Genomic DNA, 12,524 nt, shown 5'->3' with positions numbered 1-12,524 from the left:
ATACCTTGATATTCAACCTGTTTCATTTTCAACATCAGAGCTAAACAGACCATGAGTACATCTGAAAAGCAGACCAGGAAGCCCAGAAAAAGCTATCTTGAGGCACGTAAGCGACTGCTGGAGATCCTCCATTCCCCCGATTTCAACAGCGGCGATCAGATCCCCGCCGAACGCGAGCTGTGTGAGCTACTGTCCCTCAGCCGGATGACCGTGCGCAAACTGCTGGCGGAGCTGGTTGAGGAAGGTGTGCTGGAGCGCCGGGGCAATCAGGGCACCTGGCTGCTGGATACCCCCATTGAACGACCGCTACAGCCCGCATTGGGGATCGGTAAGATCCTTGAGCTTAACGGTGCCGTTCCCAGCAGCCATCTGATCTATTTCCATATATCCACCGCCAGCGCCCGTATTGCGCGCCTGCTACATATTGCAGAGGGTGACGAAGTGGTAATGATCAAACGCCTTCGTCTGGCCGACGGGCAGCCTTTCTGTTTGGAAACCAGCTATTTACCCCGGGCGCGGGTCGTGGATCTCAGTGCCGAAATGCTGGAAGAAGCCGGATCGCTGTATCGCCTGCTGGCCGAACGCTATCAGATTCAGGATGTGTACGATGAAGGAACGCTTCGCGCTGCGGCGATGAACGAGGAGGAACATCAGCTGTTGCAGGCGAAGCCGGAGAGCCCGGCGCTGGTGTATCGCGGGGTGATTTACGACCGGCAGCGTCGGCCAATTGAGTATCTGGTTTCGGTGAATCATCCGCAGCGGGTGGCTTTTCGTATTAACGGGGGATTAAATGAGGTGGATGCTCCGGCGGTTTGAAGTACCTGAATGAACGTCGCAGACAGGCACTACCCGAGATTTGTGTTGCGTTATTAGCAATGTCTGAGGTTGGCGCTGGCTGGTTGTGCCCCCGGTCGGGCGTCCTCGCGCCGCTGCGCGGTTCCTTCACTTTGTTTGTCAGCCTGTCGGACCGGCACAGTCGCTTGTTTGCAAAGTCTGAGTTGGCGCTGGCTGGTTGTGCCCCCGGTCGGGCGTCCTCGCGCCGCTGCGCGGTGCCTTCACTTCGTTTGTCAGCCTGTCGGACCGGCACAGACGCGCGTCCTGCGCGGCTGTGCCTTTCGCCCACTTCCCTGTGGGCGAATCCTGGCTTCCTCTCTGCGTTCAGCGCTGCGGATTGCCCGCTCGGGGGCACAACCAGCCTGCTTTCTGACTTCAGTGTTGCCTGAAAAACTCATCAGCTCTTCCTTCTTTCACAATACTGGCGAGATTCCCACATTCGGTGCTAATTAGCGTTCTTCAAACAGCGGCACTTAACCAAACGGGGCACGTCCTCTGCGGCGGCAGGGCAATCCGCAGCGCTGAGGTGCAGGCTGCGAGGCCGAAGAGACCAGCAGAGATAAACTCCCCACCACCACGATTCAATAAACTGGCACTACGGATATAAGATCCATCACAAAGTCTGAAACAGGCTTTAGAGTTTTTAGGGCAGCGAACAATTAGCCAAAAGGGGCACGTCCTCTGCGGCGGCCGGGCAATCCGCAGCGCTGAGGTGCAGGCTGTGGGGCCGGAGAGACCAGCAGGGATGCTGGGCTCAGGCGCGGCGCGGGCAGGACGCCCGCTCTGCGCCGATCCGTAAGACCCGCAGCTGTAACCGAAGGTATCGCGTAGCGACGTGAGGACCGCCCGGACGCCGCAGAGGACATGCCCCGATCGCCAATCCCAACGCAACGCAAACCAGCCGTAAGACCCGCAGCTGTAACCGAAGGTATCGCGCAGCGACGTGAGGACCGCCCGGCCGCCGCAGAGGACGCGCCCCGATCCCTAATCTCAACGCAAACCAGCCGCCAACACAAATCGCTAATCCCACAGCAAATAACACCGCGTACTCAGCAGCTAATCCAGCAGCCCCCCACCCCATTGCTATACTTATCAATCACCCGGAGCACATACCCTCTCAGCCCCTGGACAACAAGGAATACAAATGCTCGTGCTGTGGAACACCCTGATTGTCCTGGCGACCGTCGCCGCAATGGAAATTATCGCCGCGCTGACGCACAAATACATCATGCACGGCTGGGGATGGGGCTGGCACCTCTCGCACCATGAACCGCACAGCGGCAAATTCGAAGTGAATGACCTGTATGCCGTGGTTTTTGCCGCGCTGGCGATCGCGCTGATCGCCACCGGCGCGGCGGGTGTATGGCCATTACAGTGGATTGGTGCGGGAATGACGCTGTACGGCCTGCTCTACTTTATCGTTCACGATGGCCTGGTCCACCAGCGCTGGCCGTTTCGCTATATTCCGCGTAAGGGGTACTTAAAACGCCTGTACCTGGCCCATCGGCTTCATCATGCGGTGCGGGGTAAAGAGCACTGCGTGTCGTTCGGTTTTCTCTATGCGCCGCCGGTGGCAAAGCTACAGGCGACGCTGCGCAGCCGTAATAAACAGGCACACACCAGCAGCGACAGAACCGACAAAACAACAGCGGCTAGCGGGGACGCTGCCACAGATCGGGCGGGCGAGGCATCGGCTTCGCGAGGCGAGAACTGAGCGCCTGCGCAGCACCCTTCGCCAGCAGCCCGAGCTTCTCCGGCCGAGTGGTCCCCTGACGAACATCCCAGGCGCGGGGACCAGCAGCGCTAACCTTCACGCCAATTTCGCGATAAACACCGTGCGCCGAGGCAATCGCCCACGCGCTGCGTAAAGGCAGGCCGGGCAGCCCCGCGCGGGCAGAGGCGTAGTAAGGTTCCGCTGCCGCCACCAGCCGCTGTGCCAGGCGCGCCAGTTTGTCTCGATAAACCGGATCGGCGATCTGAGCAGCGATTATCCCTTCCTCAGCCAGCCACTGCGCGGGCAGATAACAGCGCCCCACCTGCGCATCTTCCACGATATCGCGGGCGATGTTGGTCAACTGAAACGCCAGCCCAAGATCGCAGGCGCGATCCAGCACCGATTCGTCGCGCACGCCCATCACTCGCGCCATCATCAGACCCACCACGCCCGCCACGTGATAGCAGTAGCGCAGCGTATCCTCAAACGTGACGTAGTACGTTTCCCGCACGTCCATCGCGAAGCCTTCAAGATGTTCAAAGGCCAGGCGAGGGGGAATGCCGTGGCTTAGCGCCACCTCCTGCAACGCGGCGAAGGCCGGGTCGTCCATTTTTATGCCGTCAAAAGCACGCTGCGTCTGCATTTTCAGGCAGTCCAGCCGCTGTGCCGCACTGTCGACGTCTGCTGCGACCTGGTAAAAGCCCAGCACCTGGCCGTCAATCACGTCATCGCAGTGGCGGCACCAGGCGTAAAGCATCAGCGCACTGCGCCGGGTCGGAGCATCAAATAGCTTTGATGCGGTGGCAAAACTCTTTGATCCTGCCGCCATCGTTTCGGTAGCGTGATCCATCAGCGTGCTGTTCGTCATTGGAAATCCTCCAGCATCAGGCGCGCGGTGGCTTTTGCCGAACCGATGACGCCGGGTATGCCCGCCCCCGGATGTGTGCCCGCGCCAACCAGATAGAGGTTGCTTATCCGGCTGTCGCGGTTATGCGGCCGGAACCAGGCGCTCTGCCGCAGGATCGGTTCGATGGAAAATGCCGATCCCTGCCAGGCACCCAGCCGATCGCGGAAATCGAAAGGGGTAAACATGCGGTGCGTCACCAGCTGCTCGCGCAGGCCGGGCATGTAGTGCTGCTCCAGATAGGCGAAAATGCGGTCGCGCAGGCGCGGGCCTTCCACCGTCCAGTCGAGATCCGCCGTGCCAAGATGAGGTACGGGCGCTAACACGTAGTAACTGCCGCAGCCCGGCGGAGCCAGGGACGGATCGGTCACGCAGGGCGCGTGCAGATAAAGGGAAAAGTCTTCCGACAGCGTGGGGGAGTGAAAGATCTCATCAATCAGCGCTTTATAGCGCGGGCCAAAACAGACGGTGTGGTGCGCCAGCTGGCTGTGATGCTTATTCAGCCCGAAATAGAGTACAAACAGCGAGTTGCTCAAGCGCTTACGCTTTAGCGATGCGCCGCGTGCCGCGCCGATGGGGTGGTGCCCCAGAAGTTTTGCATAAGTCTGTACCACATCGGCATTTGAAGCCACCGAAGCCGTTGCGATCCGCCGCCCGTCCTTCAGCTGCACCGCACAGATGCGCTCGCCTTCCGCCTCCAGCCTGGTCACTTCGGCGTTCAGCTCCAGCGTGCCGCCGAGATCCTCAAACAGCTTCACCAGCCCCTGCACCAGCGCCCCGGTGCCGCCACGCGCAAACCACACGCCCCATTCCCGCTCCAGCGCGTGGATCAGCGTGTAAATGGACGAGGTGGCGAAGGGATTGCCGCCGACCAGCAGCGAGTGGAAGGAGAATGCCTGGCGCAGCTGTTCGTTTTCAATAAACGCCGATACCCTGCCGTAGACGCTGCGCCACGCCTGAAGCCGTGCCAGCTGTGGCCCGGCGCGCAGCATATCGCGGAAGGATAAAAACGGTACGCTGCCCAGCTTCAGATACCCTTCTTTAAACACCGCTTTCGAGTAGGCCAGAAACTGGCGGTAGCCTTCCACATCGCGCGGGTTGAGGCGGTGGATCTGTGCTTCCAGCCTTGCCTGATCGTTGTCGTAATCGAAGACTTTACCATCTTCCCAGCAAAGCCGGTAAAACGGCGTGACCGGCAGCAGTTCGACGTAATCCTCAATACGCTTACCGGCCAGGCTGAACAGCTCTTCGATCGCCGTTGGATCGGTAATCACCGTCGGTCCGGCGTCAAAAGTGAATCCTTCGTCCTGATAAACATAGGCGCGGCCGCCCGGTTTATCTCGCTGCTCCAGCAGCAGCGTGGGGATACCTGCGGCCTGCAGGCGGATCGCCAGGGCAAGGCCGCCGAAGCCAGAACCGATAACGACTGTTTTATTCATCGTGAAAAACTCGCAGCCGGGGGGAGTAGTTCAGTGCGGCGCGCAGGGCCTCGCCAACCGGAACCGGTGGCTTACCTGCCAGAATCCGCACCCTGTCTTGCAGCGTTAGCTGACCCGCGTAGAAGCGGGCAATCAGTCCGTGGTTCAGTTGATAAAATCGCTGCATCACCTGCCAGCGCGCCTGCGGCGGCCCGGCGAGAAACAGCATGCGGTTAAGCAGGCGAAAGAAGCGCTGACGCCGCCACTGCGCCAGCGCGTAATTCTGAATCAGCCTGAACAGCGCAGCGGCGTTCAGATCGGGGGCTGCGGCGATTAAATCCGCCAGCGCCACCGCCTGCGGCAGTGAATAGCCGGTGGTGGCGTGAAACAGCCCGACGCGCAGCCCGCTGCCCGGCTGCCCCGTCTGTGCCTGCCAGAACGCGCGAACATCACCTGCCAGCGCGATTGGCAGATTGCCCTGCTCTTCTCGTTCCAGCCGTTCAAGCATCCAGCCCTGACGCGCCGCGTACTGGCGGATCTGTTGCCGCGCGAGATCGCCGCTCAGCGTAGCGCGATCGATGTAGTGCGTATCTTCAATCAGCAGCCGATGTTCGGAAAGCGGCAGGGTGTAAACAAAACGGTAGCCCGCCGACTGGTCAACGGTGGCATCCATCAGTATCGGCCGGGTCAGACCGTGCGGCTGGCTCAGGCTCCACTGCTGGCCTAAAAAGGCCTGGCAGCCGACGATAAGATGGGGGCTGGGCCTATAGCCGCGCCCGTCAATCACTGCCGCCGCGCTCAGCGTTTGTCCATTATCCAGCGTCACCGTTTCCGGCGTCAGACTCACGGCTCGAGCGCCGGTCCACAGGTTGTCCCCCAGCGCCTGACGAATCGCGATGGCAAAGTGTTCTGAGGTAACGCTGATATACTCGCCCGCCAGCGTGCGGTTCAGCGCCGGGAAGCGCACGTCGTATCCCGCCCAGCGGTGTGCCACCAGCGGAGCCAGCCAGCGGTGCTGCCCGGGCAGCAGATCGCGCTGATGGAAGGACCAGGTGTGATTACCGCCCGGCGCTGCATCCGCCTCAATCATCAGCATGCGCAGCCCTGGCTGCAATTGACGCAGCCGCCAGGCAATCAGACCATTCGCCAGCCCGGCACCCACCAGTATCAGATCCCAGCGAGGTGCACTCATTCAGCGGGGACCAGTTTAGCCTGACGGAGATCGCGAAGGCTGCCGCTGCCGGAGCAGAAGCAGGCTATGCGCAGTTGTTCAATCATCACCTGAAAATGGTCAACCACCGCCTCGCCTGAGACCGTTGCGCAGCTCAGTACGCCTGCGGCCTGGCCGACTAAATCGGCTCCCAGGCGCAGCGCTTTCGCCGCATCTATGCCATCGGCAATACCGCCGGAAGCAATCAGCGGCACGTGCGGCAGCGCCTGATGCAGCTCTGTCAGCGCCTGCGCGGTAGGGATACCCCAGTCGGAGAAAGCCATCGCCACCGCCCGGGCCTGCGGCGATACGGCCCGCTCCCCCTCCACCGCTGCCCAGCTGGTGCCGCCCGCGCCGGCGATATCCAGCATCGCTACACCCACGTCAACCAGTTGACGAGCCACCGGTAAGGACAGCCCCGCGCCAACTTCTTTGACAATCACCGGCACCGGCAATGCTTCAACCGTATGGGCGATGGCGGCCAGCACCCCGCGCCAGTCGCGGTCACCTCCGTGCTGCAGGGCTTCCTGCAGCGGATTAAGATGGATAATCAACGCATCGGCCTCAATCATTCCGACCGCCCGCCGGGCATATTCCGTACCGCTTTTTCCGGCGATTTGTGCAGCGCCAAGATTTGCCAGCAGCGGAATATCCGGAGCAAGCTGGCGCAGTTCGCGCGTCAGCCCCCAGTCCTGTTCGCTTTCCAGTGCCACGCGTTGGGAACCCACGCCCATTGCCAGCCCGAGCGCCTGAGCGGCCTCCCCCAGGTGACGATTAATACTTTTGGCGCGCCGGGTCCCGCCGGTCATCGAACTAATCAGCAGTGGAGCCCACAGCGTTTTGCCGAAAAGCGTCGTGTGAAGATCGATGCGATCGAGGCTCAGCTCCGGCAGCGCACAGTGCTCAAAGCGCCAGCGTTCAAAACCGGTTGTACGGGTTTTCACCCTGCGCGAAGGGTCAAGAATGATATCGAGGTGATCGCTTTTTCGCTGGATAAGATCGCTCATTAGCACCCCGGCTGCGTGCTGCTTTTGCCAAACTGCGCCATCTGCTTGTCAAACCAGGCATGCATAAAATGCCGGGTAGAGAGGCCACGATGACAGGCGCTGGCGATATGTTCATCCGCGCTGCGCAGATGCTCACGCAGCTTCTGATGGACGGCTTCAGCCCCCAGTAAGGCCACCAGCGTCGATTTGCCACTGTCCTGGTTAGCGTCTTTGCCGGTATTGCTCAGCCCGTCGGAGAGATCGTCCATCAGCTGGAATGCCTGCCCCAGATCCTGAGCGAAACAGCGCAGACGCTGACGGGTTTGGAGTGAAGATCCGGCTACGATGGCAGCCATCTGTAATGAGGCATCAAATAAACGACTGGTTTTGAGTTCATTAGCCAGCAGGATCGCCTCGCTGCTTCTCGCCCGGCTGCCTTCGCTGAGATCGAGATACTGACCCTGTACCAGCCCCTGCGATCCCACCGCCAGCGAGAGTTCTGCAACGGCCTGGGTTTTACAGGCGGGAGGCAACGATTGTGCCTCCACCACTACGCCAAAGGCGCGGCTAAGCAGCGCAACGGCGGCAAGGATAGCGACACTCTCGCCATACTGAGCGTGGATAGTTGGACGACCGCGGCGCAGTAACGCATTGTCCATACAGGGGATATCATCCAGCATCAGTGAAGCGGCATGCACCATTTCTACCGCGCAGGCAAGGTCGAGCAGGCCGGGCTGCTCCACCGCGCAGCCCAGATCGCGGGCGGCAAGGATCAGCAGCAGAGGGCGAACACGTTTACCGGACGCCAGCGTGCCTTCGCGCATGGCGGTAAACACCAAATCCTGCTGTTCTCCGGCGGGCAATAGCTGGTCCAGGCGGTTCTGCAGGGCTTCCCGTAGCCTTTTCAGTTCGTCTTCATGATTGTTCATCGTTGCAGGCTACCCCTGACATTTACATGGCTTTATTTGCAAAGCCTAGTGCAATATCCAGAAATTTCTCAGAGGATCGGGGGATGCGACAAACTTTTACAAAAAATAGATCATATGTACAGGTTTATGGTCGTTTTCACGCCGGATTGAACTCTGTAGTGGCAAGACTAAGGTGATAATCTGCCGGACCGGTGGGGATGCGCATTTTCGCTGTGTCGTCTGCAAGGTCTGGGATGGCGCTGGCGGGTTGTGCCCCCGGTCGGGCGTCCTCGCGCCGCTGCGCGGTTCCTTCACTTCGCTCGTCAGCCGGACGGATCGGCACAGTCGGTTGTTTGCAAAGTCTGAGTTGGCGCTGGCGGGTTGTGCCCCCGATCGGGCGTCCTCGCGCCGCTTCGCGGTTCCCTCTCTGCGTTCAGCGCTGTGGATTGCCCGCCCGGGGGCACAACCAGCCTGCTTTCACTTCCAAAAACTAGACACGCTGATCAATCAACACCAACAAAAGTATGGCAAGCTCAACAACATTAAAAAAGCCATGCTGGAAAAAATGTTCCCCAAACAAGGCGAAACCATCCCTGAAATTCGCTTTAAAGGGTTTAGTGGGGAGTGGGTGGAACGCAGTTGGAGCGACACGGTTGATATTTCAACAAACATGGTAGATCCGAGAAACTGCCAGTATGGTGAGTTATTTCATGTCGGCCCAGGAAATATCGAATCTTTCACAGGAAGATTCTACAATAATATATTAAAAGTAAAATCCAGCAATTTAATAAGCGGAAAATTCCATTTTAACAAGGGTGATATAATTTATGGAAAAATTAACCCTCAACTAGCAAAGTATGTTATCGCACCCTTTGAAGGGCTTGCTAGTGCAGATGCATATGTATTGAATACCAAAAATGGAGTAGTTCAAAATTATTTATTTGCAATTCTTCATACCGAAGACTTTTACAAGTACACGGTTTCAGTTTCATCGCGCACGGGCATGCCAAAGATAAATAGGGATGAACTGAATATTTATAGTTATATGGCGCCTTCTGAGTCAGAACAAACCCAAATAGGCAACTACTTCCAAAAGCTCGATGCATTGATCAACCAACACCAACAACAAATTACCAAACTCATTAATATTAAGCAGGCCTGCTTAAGCAAAATGTTTGTCTAACAGGGAGCGCCATCATGATTACTTTTAAAACCGAAGCGCAGTTTGAGCAGGCCTTTATTGAAGTACTGACCCATAAAGGCTGGGAAACAGAGATACTCAAAAACAAAACCGAAGCCGATTTGCTGCAAAACTGGGCAAACATTTTATTTGAAAACAATCGCCAGCGGGATCGCTTAAATGATGTTCCGCTTAGCGCGAATGAAATGCAGCAAATTATTGAACAAATAAAAGAGCTTAAAACCCCGCTCAAGCTCAACGGTTTAATTAACGGTAAAACTGTGGCGATTAAGCGCGATAACCCAGCCGATGCCTTGCATATGGGAAAGGAAGTCAGCTTGAAAATATACGATCGCCAGGAAATCGCCGCAGGCCAAAGCCGTTACCAGATTGTGCAGCAACCCAAATTTGAACGCGGCAGCCCTTTGCGTAACGACCGTCGAGGTGATGTGCTATTACTGATCAACGGTATGCCGGTGATCCATGTAGAGCTGAAGCGCAGTGGCATTCCAGTTAGCCAGGCAGTAAATCAAATTGAAAAGTACAGCAAAGAGGGTGTATTTAGCGGCCTGTTTTCGCTCATCCAGGTATTTGTGGCCATGGAGCCAAACGAGACCAAATACTTTGCCAACCCCGGACTAGACGGCAAGTTTAACCCTGATTATCAGTTTAACTGGGCCGATTTTAATAACGAACCCATGAACTACTGGAAAGACATTGCCTCTACCCTACTTTCCATCCCTATGGCACATCAGTTGATTGGCTTTTATACCGTCGCCGACGATACAGACGGTGTGCTTAAGGTAATGCGTAGTTATCAGTATTATGCCGCCAATGCGATATCTGACAAAGTGGCCAAAACCAACTGGCAACAGCTGGGCAGCGCTACCAATAACCCCGATCGTCTTGGGGGGTATGTGTGGCATACCACTGGTTCGGGTAAAACCATGACCAGCTTTAAATCGGCGCAGTTGATCGCACAATCCAAAGATGCTGATAAAGTCATTTTTTTAATGGACAGGATTGAGCTGGGAACCCAGTCACTCGCGGAATACCGCAACTTTGCTGGCGATGGTGAAGACGTACAATCCACCGAAAATACTCACGTACTCATTACCAAACTAAAAAGCACCGCTCCCGCCGATACCTTAATTGTTAGCTCCATTCAAAAAATGAGTAATATTTTTGAAGCGGTGGACGATGAAGGCACGGCCACAAACTCTGCGGATATTGAAAAAATTCGTGCTAAGCGTTTAGTGTTTATTGTCGATGAGGCGCATCGCTCTACCTTTGGCGACATGCTAATTATTATTAAACGTACCTTCCCGCGCGCCTTATTTTTTGGCTTTACCGGTACACCGATTCAAGAAGAAAACGAAAAAAACGGCAATACCACCAGTACCGTTTTTGGCAACGAGCTACACCGCTATAGCATTGCCGATGGTATACGTGATGGCAATGTACTGGGCTTTGACCCTTATAAAGTGCCCACTTTTAGAGACGATGACCTAAAACAAGCGGTAGCGTTAGAGCAAGCCAGGGCTGATTCAGTGAAGGAGGCCATGAATAACCCTGCCAAAAAGAAAAAGTTTAACCACTTTATGAAAGATGTGTCTATGGCTGGCTATAAAGACGCCACAGGGAAATACCACAAAGGCATTGAAGATTATGTGCCTAAAAGCCAATATTTAAGTGAAACGCATCAGGCTAAGGTGGTGGAAGATATTCTGCATAAATGGGATGTGCTCAGCCAGGACAGTAAATTCCACGCCATTTTGGCCACTAACAGCATTGCTGAAGCCATTGATTACCATCGTCTTTTGAAAGATATCAAACCTGAACTTAAAGTATCGACCCTGTTTGACCCGAACATTGATAACGATGGTAGTGGCGAACGTGGCCCCACCTTCAAAGGCGATGGCCTGGACGAAATTATGGGCGACTACAATAAGCGTTACGGTCAGGATTTTGATTTTGCCCGCCACGCGGCCTTTAAAAAAGATTTAGCGGCACGCCTTGCCCATAAAAAGCCCTACGAGCGCATTCATACTGAGCCTTCAAAGCAATTAGATTTACTGATTGTCGTAGATCAAATGCTCACTGGCTTTGACTCTAAATGGCTTAACACCTTGTATTTAGATAAGGTAATCAAATACCAAAATATTATTCAAGCGTTCTCGCGTACTAACCGCTTGTTTGGCCCTGATAAGCCCCACGGTATTATTCGTTATTATCGTTACCCACACACCATGGAAAAGCATATTAACGATGCAGTAAAACTCTATTCCGGTGACAGACCTATAGGCTTATTTGTTGACAGGTTAGAAGGCAATCTTAAAGCCATGAATGAATTAGTAGATAATATTACCCAGCTGTTTATCAATGCCGGCATTGATAATTTTGAAAAGTTGCCAGATGATATTGAAGTCTGTGCCCAATTCGCAAAACTATTTAACACCTTCAGCCAACACCTGGAAGCAGCTAAAGTACAAGGTTTGAATTGGGAACAGTCGGTCTATTCCTTTAATGAAAATGATGTAGAACATGAAATAACGCTGACCATAGACGAACAAACTTACCTAAGCCTTGTTCTTCGTTACAAAGAGCTGGCAGGAAAAAGTGATGGCGGTATTGCAGGTGGCGACGATGTGCCTTTTGATATCAGTGGTTATTTAACTGAAATAGATACCGGTAAAATCGATGCCGACTATATGAACAGCCGCTTTGATAAATATTTAAAAGAGCTAAACAATCACCAAGACCCTGCAAGCATTGAAACCACATTAGATGAACTGCACAAGTCGTTTGCATCGCTCACCCAAATTGAGCAAAAATATGCCAAGTTGTTCCTGCACGACTTGCAGCGCGGTGATGCGCAGTTAGTTGAAGGCCATACTTTCAGAGACTACATCAACACCTACAAGGATAACGCTGAAAATGCTCAATTAAATGCAGTTGTTTATGCTCTTGGTTTAGATAAAGAACGGCTCAAAGCAATAATGGCTGATAGTGTTAATGATAAAAACTTAAACGATTTTGGTCGCTTCGACGCATTAAAAGAATCGGTAGACAAGGAAAAAGCCAAGGTCTATTTTGAAAAACAAGATGGCGTAACCATACCTCTATTTAAGCTTAATATTCGTATTGATCAGTTTTTGAAGCGGTTTATTTTTGCACAAACAGATAATTTATTGAGTGATAATGATGTTGTTGGCGAAGTGATGTAATGGACGAGCGTTCCTCAGTGTGAGTCCTACCACACTTATGCTGAGGACAATCTTTTCAGAGGTACTACTGTAAGTAGACCGGATTTAGTTCCAGGCACTTTTTGAGATTTCCGTATTTTCCGCCATCAACCGGTACTCGTCCG

Annotated in this window: 9 protein-coding genes; 4 read left to right on the top strand and 5 right to left on the bottom strand. The window is 54.7% G+C overall.

Annotation, left to right across the window (positions count from 1 at the left end; genetic code table 11):
- Positions 1–51: 51 nt before the first annotated feature.
- Together OMR58_RS23025 and OMR58_RS23020 are read left to right on the top strand one after the other, a co-directional pair.
- The gene (locus OMR58_RS23025; protein WP_264547063.1) at positions 52–816 is read left to right on the top strand and encodes a GntR family transcriptional regulator; all 765 of its coding nucleotides are present in this window, start codon (positions 52–54) and stop codon (positions 814–816) included.
- A gap of 1,162 nt (positions 817–1,978) precedes the next feature.
- Positions 1,979–2,548, top strand: a complete 570-nt coding sequence (locus OMR58_RS23020) for a sterol desaturase family protein (protein WP_200563679.1) — start codon at positions 1,979–1,981, stop codon at positions 2,546–2,548.
- Here the strand turns inward: OMR58_RS23020 and crtB are convergent.
- Genes crtB through OMR58_RS22995 form a run of 5 tightly spaced genes read right to left on the bottom strand, consistent with a single transcriptional unit; the run spans position 2,487 to position 7,995 of the window.
- On the bottom strand, positions 2,487–3,416 hold the full coding sequence (crtB, locus tag OMR58_RS23015) for a 15-cis-phytoene synthase CrtB (RefSeq protein ID WP_200563677.1): 930 nt from the start codon (positions 3,414–3,416) through the stop codon (positions 2,487–2,489). The genes OMR58_RS23020 and crtB overlap by 62 nt on opposite strands.
- Positions 3,413–4,891, bottom strand: a complete 1,479-nt coding sequence (locus OMR58_RS23010; RefSeq protein WP_200563675.1) for a phytoene desaturase — start codon at positions 4,889–4,891, stop codon at positions 3,413–3,415. The genes crtB and OMR58_RS23010 overlap by 4 nt, the downstream gene beginning before the upstream one ends.
- Positions 4,884–6,062 (bottom strand): lycopene beta-cyclase CrtY, encoded by a 1,179-nt coding sequence (crtY, locus tag OMR58_RS23005; protein WP_264547062.1) that lies wholly within the window; start codon positions 6,060–6,062, stop codon positions 4,884–4,886. The genes OMR58_RS23010 and crtY overlap by 8 nt, the downstream gene beginning before the upstream one ends.
- Positions 6,059–7,087: a type 2 isopentenyl-diphosphate Delta-isomerase gene (gene fni / locus OMR58_RS23000; RefSeq protein ID WP_264547061.1), complete on the bottom strand. Its 1,029-nt coding sequence runs from the start codon at positions 7,085–7,087 to the stop codon at positions 6,059–6,061. The genes crtY and fni overlap by 4 nt, the downstream gene beginning before the upstream one ends.
- A complete protein-coding gene (locus OMR58_RS22995; protein ID WP_264547060.1) occupies positions 7,087–7,995 on the bottom strand; it encodes a polyprenyl synthetase family protein in 909 nt (302 codons plus the stop codon). The genes fni and OMR58_RS22995 overlap by 1 nt, the downstream gene beginning before the upstream one ends.
- A gap of 328 nt (positions 7,996–8,323) precedes the next feature.
- Here OMR58_RS22995 and OMR58_RS22990 point away from each other — a divergent pair, with 328 nt between their 5' ends.
- Both OMR58_RS22990 and OMR58_RS22985 read left to right on the top strand, forming a co-directional pair.
- Positions 8,324–9,157: a restriction endonuclease subunit S gene (locus OMR58_RS22990; protein ID WP_264547059.1), complete on the top strand. Its 834-nt coding sequence runs from the start codon at positions 8,324–8,326 to the stop codon at positions 9,155–9,157.
- 14 nt (positions 9,158–9,171) lie between these two features.
- A complete protein-coding gene (locus OMR58_RS22985) occupies positions 9,172–12,381 on the top strand; it encodes a type I restriction endonuclease subunit R (RefSeq protein ID WP_264547058.1) in 3,210 nt (1,069 codons plus the stop codon).
- The last annotated feature ends 143 nt before the right edge of the window (positions 12,382–12,524 follow it).

The organism is Erwinia sp. INIA01, from assembly GCF_025947915.1.
GTDB classification, from domain to species: Bacteria; Pseudomonadota; Gammaproteobacteria; order Enterobacterales; family Enterobacteriaceae; genus Erwinia; species Erwinia coffeiphila.
Note: the sequence above shows the minus strand (reverse complement) of the source record. Positions and strands in the feature narration are given on the sequence as shown.